This is a genomic window from Methylomonas sp. DH-1, assembly GCF_046097555.1.
In the GTDB taxonomy this organism is placed as follows: domain Bacteria; phylum Pseudomonadota; class Gammaproteobacteria; order Methylococcales; family Methylomonadaceae; genus Methylomonas; species Methylomonas koyamae.
The window spans coordinates 1,664,011-1,679,236 of record NZ_CP143089.1 but is presented as its reverse complement, the minus strand read 5'-3'; the positions used below and the strand labels follow the sequence as shown (position 1 = coordinate 1,679,236).

The 15,226-nt window shown below is 55.3% G+C and carries 12 protein-coding genes; 7 read left to right on the top strand and 5 right to left on the bottom strand.

Annotated features, from left to right (window positions below):
• Positions 1 to 10: 10 nt before the first annotated feature.
• The 5 genes from VXJ35_RS07980 to VXJ35_RS07960 all read right to left on the bottom strand — a co-directional run bounded on the left by VXJ35_RS07980 (position 11) and on the right by VXJ35_RS07960 (position 9,329).
• Positions 11 to 1,762, bottom strand: a complete 1,752-nt coding sequence (locus VXJ35_RS07980; RefSeq protein WP_064021173.1) for an AIPR family protein — start codon at positions 1,760 to 1,762, stop codon at positions 11 to 13.
• A complete protein-coding gene (locus tag VXJ35_RS07975) occupies positions 1,762 to 4,668 on the bottom strand; it encodes an SNF2-related protein (RefSeq protein ID WP_082880845.1) in 2,907 nt (968 codons plus the stop codon). The genes VXJ35_RS07980 and VXJ35_RS07975 overlap by 1 nt, the downstream gene beginning before the upstream one ends.
• Positions 4,669 to 5,093: 425 nt before the next feature.
• Positions 5,094 to 6,332: a hypothetical protein gene (locus VXJ35_RS07970; protein ID WP_064021172.1), complete on the bottom strand. Its 1,239-nt coding sequence runs from the start codon at positions 6,330 to 6,332 to the stop codon at positions 5,094 to 5,096.
• 224 nt (positions 6,333 to 6,556) lie between these two features.
• A complete protein-coding gene (locus VXJ35_RS07965; protein ID WP_064021171.1) occupies positions 6,557 to 7,174 on the bottom strand; it encodes a redoxin domain-containing protein in 618 nt (205 codons plus the stop codon).
• Between the two features lie 19 nt (positions 7,175 to 7,193).
• Positions 7,194 to 9,329: a protein-disulfide reductase DsbD gene (locus tag VXJ35_RS07960; protein WP_064021170.1), complete on the bottom strand. Its 2,136-nt coding sequence runs from the start codon at positions 9,327 to 9,329 to the stop codon at positions 7,194 to 7,196.
• Between the two features lie 698 nt (positions 9,330 to 10,027).
• Here VXJ35_RS07960 and VXJ35_RS07955 point away from each other — a divergent pair.
• From VXJ35_RS07955 to VXJ35_RS07925, 7 genes are read left to right on the top strand one after another with little or no spacing between them, the layout of a single operon-like run.
• Complete coding sequence (locus VXJ35_RS07955; protein WP_197495999.1) at positions 10,028 to 10,453, top strand: DUF6152 family protein; 426 nt, start codon at positions 10,028 to 10,030, stop codon at positions 10,451 to 10,453.
• A gap of 34 nt (positions 10,454 to 10,487) precedes the next feature.
• Entirely contained in the window at positions 10,488 to 11,288 is an 801-nt protein-coding gene (locus VXJ35_RS07950; RefSeq protein WP_231914875.1) for a hypothetical protein, read from the top strand.
• Positions 11,289 to 11,312: 24 nt separating this feature from the next.
• Entirely contained in the window at positions 11,313 to 12,371 is a 1,059-nt protein-coding gene (locus VXJ35_RS07945; RefSeq protein WP_064021169.1) for a hypothetical protein, read from the top strand.
• A 54-nt stretch (positions 12,372 to 12,425) separates the two neighbouring features.
• Positions 12,426 to 13,238, top strand: a complete 813-nt coding sequence (locus VXJ35_RS07940) for a hypothetical protein (RefSeq protein WP_157198117.1) — start codon at positions 12,426 to 12,428, stop codon at positions 13,236 to 13,238.
• A 46-nt stretch (positions 13,239 to 13,284) separates the two neighbouring features.
• On the top strand, positions 13,285 to 13,782 hold the full coding sequence (locus VXJ35_RS07935; protein ID WP_064021167.1) for a DUF6644 family protein: 498 nt from the start codon (positions 13,285 to 13,287) through the stop codon (positions 13,780 to 13,782).
• 16 nt (positions 13,783 to 13,798) lie between these two features.
• A complete protein-coding gene (locus VXJ35_RS07930; RefSeq protein ID WP_064021166.1) occupies positions 13,799 to 14,272 on the top strand; it encodes a DUF6644 family protein in 474 nt (157 codons plus the stop codon).
• 21 nt (positions 14,273 to 14,293) lie between these two features.
• A complete protein-coding gene (locus VXJ35_RS07925; protein WP_054761897.1) occupies positions 14,294 to 14,842 on the top strand; it encodes a cytochrome c in 549 nt (182 codons plus the stop codon).
• The last annotated feature ends 384 nt before the right edge of the window (positions 14,843 to 15,226 follow it).

Below are 15,226 nucleotides of genomic sequence, written 5' to 3'. Positions count from 1 at the left end.
AAATTTATTCCTAATTCTGCTGGGCCAAGGCAGCCATCAGGCGTCCTTTTACAGTTCGGCAATCAGTCTTGTTCTCGAACACTGCGCGTGCCTGCTTGTTCCACAGTATGCCCTGAACAGCAGTGACTAGACGTTCGCTAACAAGGTCGACTTCGCGCGAAATGGCCGTCATTTCATCTTGAGTCAACGTCAGTGTCGGTCCATTCTGCAACTGCAGCCGGATAAAAATAACGTGCAAAATGAGCCAGACACCGTGAGTAAGAATTTCTCGTGCCGGGAGTGTTCCAGTTGGCAAGCCCATTGGATCGAGTTCAGCATTGGCGCGAGCACGCACACTTTCCTTAACCATTCGACCAATTTGCACTATCCGCCACATTTGTCTCGCAGTGAGCGAGTCCGTAAAAAGCAGTTTATACGATTTACATAACGGGTCTGAAGCTGAAACAAATCCTTCTCTTCCAAACAGCCTTTTCTTATCGCCTTTGGCCGCGACTACGTAGTCTTGCCAGTCGTTAGTGGTCACGGTACAAGCCAAGAAGGGGGCTAGTTCACGCGTACTAAAGCAAGTTGGCGATAACTGAGGGTCATCCTCTCCCTGCTTGACCAGATAGGAAATACCTGTCATTTTCAAGGTTTGCTGCCAGACCACTTGCCGCTCATCCAATGCGGCAAAGTCTTCCAGTTCTACGGCATTCTGGCGGTTACGTGATTGGGTAACACGATCACCAAAGTCATCGGGCGCGTTTTCCAGGCAAATGAATGTTGCCATAACTACAGCAGGGTGAACTTCGTAGTGAGCAAATGGCTCGCGGGCTATCGCTCCAACTGTTTGAGCACCGTTGATGATCGAAAGGCCACGGACACGAAATTTACCAGTTTGTCGATTTGGATCACGAGGATATAGCTCCTGTATCGATTCACAGAGAAACGTTACCCCGTTATTGAAATAGAAGAAATGGTCAGCTTCTTGTTGCAGTGTCTCGCTCAAACCCATGTTGACACTAGTGGTTCCTTTGAATCTTCGTATGTTCCGACTTACCAAATTATCCTTATGCAAATCCCAAAGCTCGGCAATCCGCTTGGCTTCCATACGCCCGTAGAATGCACGGTAGGGTTCAAGGGCATGTCCGAAATCTTTCAATTCAACTTCAGCTTCAATTGGCTGGGCCGAAACGCCGTCCAAATTAAGATCATGAAGCGTCGAAAGTCCATAGGTGTAGCATCGGAGGAAACCTGGGGTTGTACCATTGAAAGCGCGTTCCAAGTCAGAAAAAATGTGACGTCGATCATCTGAGACTGCAGTTCCAGAGTAGGCGAGAATCACTTGAACTCTACACACCCCAGTATTGAGTGCGTTAGTGATCGCTGTCTGACGGTTTTGTAGAGCGTTGTTGAAGCGGACCCAGTGACCTTGCAAGAGATCGGTTACACCATCACGAAATTTGGATACATCTCCGAGCTCTGGTTCGCCAGTGCCGGAGTCTTTATATTTGGATTGAACAAGCCAAATCGTTTGATCGGGCGCGACAAACACCGAATCAATACCATGATCCTGTCCACCGTCGATACTAGCAGCCACTGCATCATCTAAAGTGGCACCCGCACTCTCGTGTAGTACGAATGCAGCAATTGCTTTAGAAAAGAAATTACTGCGTCGAGCCGCAGCGTCGTTTCCTGTTCCTGTTATTCGTGTCGAATAGTCGGCGTCGAGCTTCTGGCAAAGCAAGTCAAGTTCGATTGGTCGAGTGGCTGCTGTTGCCATCAGAGTAACTCCCATTCGATAGTAAACAAGGTCTGTTCAGTAACTTGTTGTTGAAGCCGTTGCTCCAACTGCCCAATCAAATCGTTACGTTGGGATTCAATTTCATCTTGCCGATCAAATAATTCCCGACGAAGTTTATTTCGTTTGGTTTCCAATTCTCGCTGGCGTTTTTGCCAATGCAGTTTTTCATCCAATGTCAGCGCAGTGGCGGCAGTACGGCGTATCTCTTTGACCTCGCGGTCGATTTCCTTGATTTCCTGTTCCAGCCCCAATTTTAAATCGTCTGCCCAGGCATCCAGTTTTTCGACTTCTTGTTGAAAATAGCCAAGGTTGCGTTGGTTGATTTCGCGGAGTAGGGTTTGTTTGCGGTTTTCGAGGTCTTCGGTTAAAGCAGCAGGTGTTTGACCCTCGCCCTGAGAGGGAGAGGGGGAAATTGTTGCCGGAAAACGCAACAGCTTTTCGGGATCGTCTTCGATCAATACGCTGTTATCGGCTGTGCTGGCCGCCACGATCAAGTGTTGTTCCAGGCTACCCAAGGCTTCGACAGAGATAAGTTTTACCGCCAACCAGCCGCTTTGCCCGCGATAGGTTTTGAGTGTACTGACCTGGGTGCCGTATGCGTTGTAATCGAAATTCAGGCGGGCCATGGGCAATACCCGGTTTTTAGCTTGGCTGGTCACCCATTCGGCTAACGGGTGGCCGACTCGATAAAGATGGGCTTCGCCGCTGCGCCGGGGCAATTCATAGCGGCCTAGCGGGATGTTGCCCTCTACCCCATCCCCTCTCCCAGAGAGGGAGGGGGACAAATCGGCCGGAAGCCGCAGCAAATCAAAACCGCCGTCATCGAATTCGGCGCAGTCGCTGAGTTCCGCCCGGCTAATATCGAGCAACATTTTTTCGTAGCGGCTGCGGGTAGCAAGGCTGTCTTCGGCACGAACGCGTAGCTTTTCTTGAACTTCTTCGTCGAAGTTTTCCAGCAGCAGTTGCCGGGTCTTAACCATGGCTTCGTTGATCTCATCGGAAAGATCGTTTTGTAGCTGCTGAAAACTGGCTTGAATGGCTTCCGATTCGCGGCAGTTTTGGTAAATCTCGGCGATGCGACGCTCAAAGTCTACGCCGGAACCAATGGCGCCGAGCACTTCGTCGCTGGCACCAAAGACGCCTTCGAAGAGTTGGAATTTTTGCGCCAACAGTTCGTATACGCGGGCATCGGCTTCGTTACTGCGATCTACGAAGTTGACCACGACGACATCGAATTTTTGACCGTAACGATGGCAGCGACCAATGCGTTGCTCGATGCGTTGCGGGTTCCAAGGCAAGTCGTAGTTAATCACCAAGGAGCAAAATTGCAGGTTAATCCCTTCGGCGCCGGCCTCGGTGGCAATCATGATGGTACCGCGCTCTTTGAACTGTTCGACTAAGGCAGCCCGGATGTCGGCAGTTTTCGAGCCAGTGATGCGGTCGGTGCCTTGGTGGCGCTGCAGCCATTCTTTGTAAATCGACTGAGCACGCGCATCGCTGTTAGTGCCGTTGAATAGTACGATGCCGTTACCGTAATCGGTGTCAGCCAATAGCGAGAGCAGATAGTCCTGGGTACGTTTGGATTCGGTAAAGATGATGGCTTTTTTTGGAGCGTCTAAGCGGTCCAGTTCGGCAAAAGCTCGCTCTAATGCCGTCAGCAGGGCCTTGCCTTTGGCGTTGTCGCGAATATTGCTTGCCAACTGTTTAAAGTGGCGAAGCTCTTTAATCTCTTCGGCAAGTGCGGCTTGCTGGTCAGCACGAAGATTTTCATCGGGCAAACCGGGCTCATCCCATTCGTCTGCGGTTTCCACCAGTGACTCGTAGTCGGCATCCAGTGCTTCGGCTAAGTCAAGTGCATCCTGTGTGGGTTCTAGCAAGCCTTGCAAGCGATTGGCCATAGTTTCCAGCGCGCCGGCAATCGCATGGGTGGATGATGCGAGCAGCTTCCACAAAACGAGCGAGATCAATTGGCGTTGACCATCCGGCAGGGCTTTTAAGTTGGGGCGGCGCAAATAATCCGCTACCAGCGCCGACAATTGCCGCTCTTCGCTGGTTGGGGTAAATTCCTGAACAATCGCCCGTCGCGCCGTGTAGGAAACATAAGGCTGCACTTGCCGGCGCAAGGTGCGTTTGCAGATCGGCGCTAGTCGGGTACGAAGACCGGCGAATGCCGTATCCCGAGTTTGGCTGCTGAATTGTGCTCTGAAGCTGTCCAGATCACCGAACACTCGGTCGTCAATAATGCTGACCAAACCGTACAGTTCGAGCAAGGAGTTTTGCAGCGGGGTTGCTGTCAACAGAACTTTGGAATGTACGCGCCCGAATGCCTCTTTCAGTGTTTTGCCGATAACGTTACTCGGTTTGTAAACATTGCGTAAGCGGTGTGCTTCGTCGAGGACAACCAAATCCCACTGGACCCGACGGACTTCGTCTGCCTTTGCCTTAGCGAACTGGTACGAACAAATGACCGGGCCTTGGTCGTATTCGAATGGATTGCGGATACCTTGCTTGCGTAGTGTGTTGTAGCTCTTGGCTTCTAAAATCAGACCTTGCAGGCCGAATTTGTCTTGTAGCTCTTGATGCCATTGTTTGCGCAGGTTGGCAGGGACAGTAATCAAAATGCGTCTACGCCGCTCCGCCCAATGCTGGGATATCACCAGGCCGGCTTCTATCGTTTTTCCCAAACCAACTTCATCGGCCAGAATCACGCCACGGGACAGCGGATTTTTACAAGCAAACAATGCCGCCTCGACCTGATGCGGATTGAGGTCCACTTGCGCATCGACTAATGTGGACGCTAACGCTTCAACGCTGTCGCCAGCGCAACGGCGAGTCAGTAGCCATGCGTAGTATTGAGATTGATAGGCGGTGGAACAGTGGGCCACTTGCGGTTGGTTCCTTATTGTTTTTGTTAACGCGGATAATTGTGGTCGTAGAATCAGTCAACCGCGCCGCGCAATTCCTTTGATATTGTGGGTGTAAGCGCTTCTTGAAAAAATCCTATAAAGGTTCGGGCACGTGGAACGAAAATCGACCGGTCTCGATGATAGTACCAACGAGTTTGCGGAAAGGGTCAAAAATGCCCGCCAAGCCAGTCGATTGTACCGCGTTTGGGATTTTGAAACGAAAGGCTCTTGCCAATGCTTAACCCTGTTGGTTCTAAGTTGCGGTGTAGAAATCCAAGCCTGATCGGACAGTTATTTTCATACCAATGGAATGTTTTTCCGTATAGACAACGCTTTCAAGCGACCAGAGCCCTCGTAAGGTCAAGCCAAAGCGCGTTAGTTAAACCTGCGCAGCTTGGATAAGGTTATTTGATGCTCCAATCTTGTCTCGCCAGCGCCCTTCCAGAAGTCCGCTCCAAACTGTGTTCAGCAAAACACCAAAACGGTTTTTGATTGAGAAAGCCGTGATTGGGCAGGACGTTTTTATCGGTCTGCACAAACCACAACGGCGCGGCCTGCGATTTGACGGGCAGCCGTTGCAACCGCAGGCTGGGATGGTTAAGTTGAGGCAGCTCGTCGCCGGCTGTGGCCAACAACTGCGGATTACCTGCCAGCGCCGCGCTGCCATCGACCACAGCCGGACACGCCGCGTTGCCTGTCAGCCCGGGCGCGGATTCCAGGCGATGCGTCAGAAAGGGTTGGTAATGGCCAATCGCGGTGGTGCTCAGTTCCCAGGGCGAGGCATCCCCCAGTTCTAGGGTAAGGCCAGGATAGGGACCTGACTCGAACAGCGCCGGCACCGCTCTGGTCCAGGTAAAGGCCGATCGGGTCATATTGTCGGCTTCAGAGCCGATCACCATCAACGATGGATACGCCGGTTCGCCCGACACCGGTCCCGAATCGGGTAACGCTTGGCGTAGCTCGATGAAACGGCGGGCTTCGATGGCCGGATTGACCAGCAACAGCAAATCGCCGAAGCCGGAACCTTGCCGGTGTAGCCGTTCCAGCCACTCGTCCTGTAGCGCGTTGTACATTGCCAGCGCACCCAGACTATGGCCTATCGTCAATAGCCGATTTTCCGAATGGGTCTTGACGGTGCGTTCGACCTGAAGCAGGAAGTCCTTGAACGGGCCACTGCCCAACTGTTCGCTGACGGCGCGGCGGTTCCAAAAGGTCAGCATCCGCAGATAAGGCGTATCCAGAATTTCGCCGCGCCAGCCCAGATACAACCCGGTCACCCGGTAGCCAGGGTGGCGTTGTTTGATGCTCTGCAAACTGTCTTTGAAGCGGCGGACGTTGAAGTCGGTGTCGCTGGCATTATGGTGCCAGCCGTGGGTATAGACCACGACGTATTGCGGCTCGCTGCTGTTTTGCAGCCAGTGCAGCACGCTTTCGGCCTGGCGGGCGTCGTAAAAACGCCCTTCGTCGTCGAATTCAACGAAGCCCAGCGCATATCCGCGGTCTTCATCGACCAGTAAACTCGCCTCCCGGCAATCATGGTTCGCCGAGCGGGCACAGGGTGTCAGCTCGACCTGGGTGCGAAAGTAGTCGCGCGGACCGCAACCGGCGAGCAGCAGGAACAGAATCAGGCTGGCTTTATTCATTTACCAGGGGCGGGAGGACTAGAAATAATGTATATGCCCCGTGTCAATCCCTTCACGTTGGCCCTCGCCCGCGCGGAAATGCCGTTAAGTTAAGCCCCCTCTCCTGATGGAGAGGGCTGGGGAGAGGAGAATCGGAATAAGGAAAATGCCTTATCTCGATCCCCTCACCCTGACCCTCTCCCGCGGGGAGAGGGAATTTTTCCTTGACGATATTCGCCATCGCATTAGCTTGAGTACTTGACGGTGCATCCGTAAGGTTTGGTTACCGTCTTGCTGATTGGCTTGCCGGCCGCCAGCTCTTTCAAGGCTGAATCGATGTAGTTTTCGGCACCGGCGATGTCATCCTTGTCCGCCGACGCGATGCTGTCGATACCGCCCTTGTACAACAAAAGCCCTTTCGGATCGATGATGAACAAATGCGGCGTGTTGGTGGCGCCGTAGAGCTTACCGATGGAGCCGTTCGCGTCGAGAATCGTATTGGCCGGCGTTGCCCCCCGTTCCTGATTCAATTTTTTCGCGGTCGCGGCGTCGACAAAACCTTGCTTGCCCGTACCTGAAGAAATCACTTGCAGCCAGACGATGCCCTGGCTGGCCGCCTGCTTTTGCAATTTGGGAATGTTGCCCGATTCGTAGTGCTTTTGCACAAACGGACATTCGTGGTTGGTCCATTCCAGAATCACGGTTTTGCCGCGCAAATCGGCCAGGCTTAAGGCACCACCTTCGGCGGCAGTACCGGAAAAATCGGGGGCCGGCTGACCGACCACCGGTTCGGCACGGACCGCCAATGGCGCCAACAAGGCAAAACTCAGGGCAAAAACGCCAAACAAACGTTGCGATAACATAAACACTCCTCTGGATCAGTTACAAACTGGCACCTTTGACAGCACCGATGACAAGATCCGGCGTCAGCAACTGCGGCAATACCGCCGCCTGCTGGGCACCGGGCGCAAAATACAGGTACAGCGGCACGCCGCTCCGGCCGTGTTGGGCCAAAACTTCGGCAATGGCCGGGTCGCGGTTGGTCCAATCGCCTTTCAGATAGACGACGCCGCGCTCGCGAAAGCTGTCAAGCACTTGCCGGTTAGCGAGCGCCACTTTTTCGTTGACCAGGCAGGTGATGCACCAATCGGCGGTGAAATTGACGAACACCGGCGTGCCCGCAGCGCGTAACCGGCTCAGCCGTTCAGCGCTGTAGACTTCGAATGCTTTGGATTCCGAACCGGCCTGCTGAGTTGCGGTACTTCCCGAAACGCCAACGACAATGGTGCCGCCGGCCAAGGCCACCGTTAGCGACAAGATCGCAACACTAAACGCCAGATGCCGCGCGAAATCGCCGGCAGGTCGGCTAATTTGATAAAGCCAGGCTGCCAAACCGATCAGCACCAAACCCAGCAAGGCGACGGCCACGGCATCCGGTCCGGACTGGCGGGCCAATACCCAGATCAGCCAGGCAGCCGTCGCGTACATCGGAAACGCCAACCCCTGTTTCAAGGTTTCCATCCATGCTCCAGGCTTGGGCAAGCGGCGTTGCAAGGCCGGCCAGTGGCATAGCAGCCAATACGGCAAGGCCAGACCGGCACCGAGACTCAAAAATACTGCCAACATCCCGACGGCCGGCTGAGTCACGGCAAAGCCGATGGCGGCGCCCATGAACGGCGCGGTGCACGGAGTCGCCACCACGGCCGCCAACACCCCGGTAAAAAAACTGCCTTGATAGCCGCCGCGCCCGGCCAGACCGGAACCGATACCGGCAATCCGCGAACCGAACGTAAACACGCCGGACAGGCTCAAGCCGACGGCGAACAACAGGTAGGCCACGATCAATACGAACAGCGGCGATTGGAATTGAAAGCCCCAACCAATACCGGCGCCGCCGGCTTTCAGCGCGATCATCAAACCGGCCAGGCCGGCAAAGCTGGCCAACACGCCGGCCGCATAAGCCCAGCCGTGGCGGCGGGTCTGGCCTGGCTGGTGTTTGGCCTGTTCGAATAAGGCCAACGCTTTCAACGACAACACCGGAAATACGCAGGGCATCAAGTTCAGAATCAGGCCGCCGGCCAGTGCCAATAGCAGGGCCCAGGCTAAAGTCAGCTCGCTGCTGGTCTGAATAGGTCCCGGCAGGGCATCGGCCTCGGCGAGCGGTTTGGCCGTGGTTATAGCCGGCCAAACCGCACTGATTTGATAGCCGCTAGCCTTACCGTTGGCACCGACCGCGACGACGCCGCGTAACGTTTCCCCGGCCGCCAAGGGCTGATCGCCAGCTTTCAGCAAAATCTCCACCGCATCGTCTTGCACGGTAGCCTGTTGCTGGAAACCATGGGCGATGGGCCCCCATTGCTCCGGGTAAAACCACAGCGGCTGCTCGCGCAAAGCGGCCAGATCGGCGCCGGTCAAACGTAACTTAACCGTATCATCCGCCGCTGCCAGCAATTCCGCGTGCCAGGGAGACGGTGTCGGCCAACTGGCCTTGGCAAGTTCGACCAACGTGCTACCGGGGCCAACCGCCACCCCGGCTGCGACAACCGGCAAACGCAGCGCCAACTCAGCCTGTTGCGGAATACAAATTTCGGCGCAAACCAGCCACTTTACCTTGGCGCTAATCGGCAATTCGCCGCCTACCGGCGCATCGGCGGCTACCTGCAACGGCGACAATAATGTCACCGCCTCTTCGTAGCCGTAATTCACCACCGGCCCCAATACAATCTTGCTCGGCGTCGGCCACTTGATTTCGCCCACGCTCGAGCCGGCCGGCAGTTGGTATTGAATTTTGGTCGCCAACCCGGAATCGCCGGGGTTTAGCCAGTAGGTGTGCCAGTGCGGGATGATTTGCTGATGAACGCCGATCCAGATTTGATCTCCGGGGTGCACCGCCGCAGCCGATGCAAGCAATTGCACTTTGACCTGCTCGGTCGCCGCCTCGGTACTGGGCTCAGCACTGGCCGGCGTTGGCCCGCACAGTATCGCCGCCAAAATCGGTAAATAGCGGGTAACAGACATGCGATTTCCTCGCAACAAACTCACTGAAATATCTCCATAAACGGATTGCTTTTTCGCAGCGCGCAAACCGAACTGCGCAGCGGCAGATTGGCGACATCCGCTTCTTAATACTCGCCCGAACGCGCCAAATCGGAATCGCGTTCGGTAAGGACTTAAAAATTCAGATGTTGCCAGCCAACGATTCCTGCGGCCCTGCGCGCAGCCAGCCGTCAGCGCCTTAGCTACAAGCATTGGTCTGACAACGAAGGCGCTGAAAAATTGCGGCAAATTCTGGCTGCCAGGCCTTGACTAACCGACACGGAAAGCGCCGGTTGCGTATTGAACCGCGAGTATCATGCAAATTAGCGGCCAGATGTTCGGCTGCTGTCTGCCAGACCTAAGCCGGCCCCGTTAACCACATGGGGTGCCGGCTGCCGCTTGCCTTGATCGGATGCGGTAAAACCGCAAAGGCATCGAATACCCGCCCAATAGTTTGCCCAGCAACAGCTAATGCAGCCTTACTGTTGCTGAAGCAGCAATCATTGGCCAAGCGGCAGTGGCGCAATGTCATCGCGTCAATTTTCCGCAAGCCGCGTTTTCCGTTGATCGAAGCCGTTTCTGAAAGCCAAACAAGCAATCGGGCCCGTTTTTTGCGTTGCAGGCCTAAACCTATTTTTCAATTTCAGAGCGACTGAGATGCGCAACAACGAGAATCCGAGATGAACAAAAAAGATCTGTTACCCATTCTGTTTGCCGCCGGCCTGACCTTTCTGGTTACCAAACCCGTGGATGCCCACCATGCATTTTCCGCCGAATTCGATGCCGAACAGCCAATCGAGCTGAAAGGCGTCGTCACTAAATTGGAACTGGTCAATCCGCATAGCTGGCTGTATCTGGACGTCAAACAACCCGACGGCAATCCGGCCAATTGGGGCTTCGAGTTCGGCGCGCCGTTTAGTTTGAAGCAAAAAGGCATCACCAAAGCCAGCCTGCCGATTGGCAGCGAAGTCACGGTACAAGGCTTCCGCGCCAAAAACGGCAAAAACTTCGGCTATGCGGTGACGACGATATTGTCGGACGGCCGCGCGGTCAAAACCGGCGGCGCGCAGGATGCACCGGGCGCGCAAGAAAACCCGGCGCAGTAACCAAAACCTAACTCGAAAGCAAAGGAGTTCTTTCTTGAAGACCAAACCCACGCAACGGCCGACGCTGCCGCAAACCGTTCTGTTACTGGCCAGCAGCGTTTTATTGCTGGCGCTGGCCGCCCATAATGTCAACGCGGCGACGCAGAAAATTCCGCGCCTCGCCAATGGCAAACCGGATTTTTCCGGTATCTGGCAAACCACTAGCGCCGCCGATTACGATCTGGAGCCGCACAGCAACCGCAAGGACGCCCCACCCAGCGCCGGCGTGGTAGAAGGCTTTTATCTGCCTTATCTACCGAAGGCGCTGGAGCAAAAACAAAAGAATTTCGCCGAGCGCGATAAGCTGGACCCGGCATTGAAAGGCTATACGTTGGGTGTGCCGCGCGGCATTTATTACCCGGAACCGTTCCAGATCTTTCAGCGTAAACAGGATTTGACGCTGGTCCACCAATTCGGCCATTCGGTGCGCACCATCCACACCGACGGTACCGGCCACCCGAAAGACCCGTACGACTGGTGGTTGGGCGACTCCCGCGCGCATTGGGAAGGCGACAGCCTGGTCGTCGATGTCAAACATTTCAACGATAAGACCTGGTTCGACCGCGCCGGCAATTTCCATAGCGATGCCTTGCATGTCGTCGAGACCTGGACGTTTCTGGACCCCAATACCATCGAATATAAAGCCCATATCGAAGACCCCAACGTCTTCAGCAAACCCTGGGATTTATCGGTGATGTTGTACCGGCACCGGGAAAAGAATTTTCAATTGATCGAAGACTACCGGTTCACGCTGGATTACGACGAGCACTACCCGCCCAAACCCGACGGCAAGTGATAGCAGCCCCGCCATGAGGATGATATGAAATACAGCTTACCCAACCGCCCACTTGGCCGCACCGGCTTGGTGGTTATATCTTTGCTTACCGCGCACGCTGCCACGGCTCAAGACGCCAAGCCGGCCGAGAAAACCACGGCCCAGCCGACTGGCGCGTCGCCCGCCGCCGCCCCGCGCCAACCCCGGCCATTGAAACTGGGTGGCCCAGGCATCGACCAGGAACGCAGCTTTAAACCGATTAGCTCCGGCAAATGGACCGGCCCACGCCTGGCCGACGGCCAACCGGATGTGCAAGGCCACTGGTCCAACACCATCGCCAATCACAACAATTTTACTGACCCGCAAGGCGGCATCATTAACGACCCCAACCCGAATCGGGTCGCCAAGGGCCCGCGCGAGGAACGCGCGCCGAGCCGGGTCAGCGATCCGGCCGACGGCCAGGTGCCGTTTCAGCCGTGGGCGCTGGCCAAGGTTAAGGACTTTCAAGCCCATTTTCACGACCCGGTGCAGCCTCAATATATAGAACCGCTGGCGAGGTGCGCGCCGGCCGGTATTCCCAAATCGCTGTATTGGCACGGCTACCAGATCAGCCAATATCCGGGCTACGTACTGTTCCAGTTCAACTCCGGCACCCGCATCATCCAACTGGACGGTAAGCCGCATCTGCCGGCCAACATCAAACTCTGGAACGGCGACTCGCGCGGCCATTGGGAAGGCAACACCCTGGTGGTGGATGTGACCAACCAGAACGGCAAGGCCTTGTTCGGCCGCTCCGGGGAGTTCATCAGCGAAAACGGCCATATCGAGGAACGTTACATTTTCAGTAACGAGGAGCGCGATCGCTACATTTACCAAGCCACGCTGACCGACCCGACGGTGTACACCCGACCGTTTACCGTGACGGTTCCGGCCCGGCGTTGGTCGGCCAAGGACCAGCCGAATGGCTGGCACTTTGAAGTGGAGCCGGCCAATTATCTCGGCAAGGACACGCTGAAGGAGCCGATTCTGGATCATTACGAACGGGTCTGCGCCGAGAACAACGGCGGTTTCGGTCTGGTTGCCGAAGAAAGCGCCAAGAAGTAACAAGCCACAAAACCAATAAAACGGATGCTTAAATTTTCTGACTAAGGCTTACTTGTGAAAAACACGACATGGCGTCACGGCCTGTTACTAGCGGTTGTATTTTGGTCAGACGCTAACTTGGCTAGTACGCTGAGCACTCCTGACAAGTTTCAAATTCACCCTGGGGGTAATTTAGATATCCAGGCCGGTCAAACTTCAGTAAATCTGGCAATTACAAAACCGCCGTTGATTGCAGCAGGCAACATTCAACTTTCGCCTAGTGGCAGGATAGAAATTCAAGCGGGTCAAACTCCTCTGAATTCCGGCACAATCCAGACAGCGGCATTACCTTTGCCTGGCGAAACCAAATTTTGGGCAATACATTGGACATCAGGCATCACCCGAATAGGGGACTACTTCGATATTGAAGTGGCAGCATTTGCGCCGCTGGCTAACGCCAATACCGACGAATTGATAGTAGGTTTTGGCTTTAATGCCTTGACCGGCGGTACGGGTTCGGCACAGTTCCTCGGAAGCAGTACCAGTTCCTTATTCACCGACATCTCCGCCCAGGACGGGGTTAATTTGACCGCTGCCGGCATAGCCTCTCCGGGTTTGGGGTTTAATGAAGCGGGTTCGTTACTCTCGCTGGCAGTTTTACATTTTCGGGCCATTGCGGCGGGCAACTGGAACATTGCCATTACCGGCGACTTGAGCGATCCCAATCAGGGTTTGATTTACCGGAATCAGGCGCGGTTGGCGATACAGGCGAACAACACTGTGACCATCAGCGCCGTACCCTTGCCGGGAGCCTGGCTGGCGTTTCTGTCTGGAGCGGGGATTTGCCTGCGCCGACTGGCGCGCAAGCCAGCGCTGCTGCACCCTTGATAAAGTTATTAATCCTAACCCTCAAATAACCTGCCTTTTGACCATCATGGCTTTACTCGACTTTGCTCAAACCCTTTACGACTCCGAATTCGGCACCGGCTTACGCGAATCGGTGCTGGTGTTTCCGATTATCGAAGGCCTGCATTTGATTGGCCTGGCCTTCTCGGTCGGCCTGATTTTCTTTGTCGACTTGCGCCTTTTGGGCTGGTTTCTGCCGAAAGTGCCGGTCCACAGCATTCTGCAACCTTTAAGGCCTTGGCTATTCGGCGGTTTTGCTCTGACGTTAGTGACTGGCGTCGCGTTGTTCATTGCCACTGCGGTCAAGGTCATCGTCCTGCCGGTGTTTTTTTACAAACTGGGCTTCATCGCCCTGGCCGGTGTTAACGCCGCCTGGTTCGAGTACCGCTGGGGGCGCCGGATCGGGGATTGGAGCGAGCATACGATATTGCCAAGCGGCGTCCGCCAGGCCGGCTGGGCATCGCTGGCGCTATGGAGCCTGGCCGTCGTCACCGGCCGGCTGATTCCCTATCTGAGCTACCAATAACCGGCGAGGAACTGTTATGTCCGCTTTGGAAACTTTTAAAGCTTTGCAATCCAGCGAATTCGGCCGCTTTATCGGCGGCCAAAACCATTTGTTCTGCGCCGGCCTGGAGTTGGCACACATTGTCGGCATGATTCTGCTGCTGGCCTCGATTGCCTTGGTCAGCCTGCGCCTGTTCGGCATCGGTTTGAAACAACAATCGGTAGCCGCCTTGAGCAAGGCCACCGCCGGCTTTGTCCGGACCGGTTTGGCCTTGTTGGTTGGCTCGGGTTTGCTGATTTTCATCCCGGCCGCCACCAGCTACTACCCCAACGATTTCTTTTGGTATAAGGCCGTATTGCTGGCATTGGCCCTTGTCATCCATTTAACCGCATTCCGCTGGGTCACGCGTAACGAAACGCCGTCGCCGCTGATTGCCCGCACGACCGGCGCAATAAGCCTGAGCCTGTGGTTGTCGGTGGCTTTCGCCGGCCGCTTCATCGGTTTTTTTTAATTTTTAGCACGGAGCTGATGCGTGAAATTGCACCGTCCCCTGGCCGCGATGGCTTTATCGGCACTGGCTGCCTGCGAACAACCACCAGCCGCCAAGCCCGCGGAACTCGCGTTTAAGCCGGTCGCCAGCCTGCAAGAACTGATGCTGGCGGTGATCGATCCCAACATCGATTTTGTCTGGAACTCGGTGGCGTCGATCACCAGCACCGAGGGCGAGCAGGAACGCCGGCCCACCAAACCGGAAGACTGGGAAGCGGTACGCCAGCATGCGCTGGTTGTCGCCGAGGCGGCCAATCTGCTGCTGATCGATCGCCCGGTAGCCAAGGGCAGCATCAACACGGCCAGCGGCGGTGCTGAGTTATCAGCGTTGGCAATTCATAACCTGATTCAGGCCAACCGCGAGCAATTTCAACAACGCGCGGTCGCCCTGCAAGATGCCAGCCAGCAATTGTTGGCGGCAATCGATCAGCAAAACGCCGATGAACTGGAGCGCGCCGGCGGCGTAGTGGAACAGGCCTGCGAACAATGCCACAGCCAGTTCTGGTATCCGGGCGATAAGCGGCCGAAATAGCCAATCGGGTGGGAGATCACCGGTTTTAGGAAATACGATAGTTACCGGAGTTTTCAGGAACTCATTCTGCAGACAGCGGCAGCCGTTCGATGGCTCTCATTTTGTGCGCAACGGCTGGGTTTGCATATTCCGATGAAACCGGCCACAGATTCCAATCGCAAAACAGCCCGCAATTGATCGAAACCCGCAAGTGATGCCGACCGGCCAATACCGGTCGTAGATGATGTCGGTGAAATTTTTTATCCCTATTTGCAGCGAATAGCAGCTTTTTGGAAAGCAATCTCGTGCCTTCTTCGGCTCAACCCGGCCAATAGCAGACAGATGGTTTTTCTGACGAAGGTCTGCTGATATATCTACAGCCGCCAGCCGTAATCCCAAAAAGGT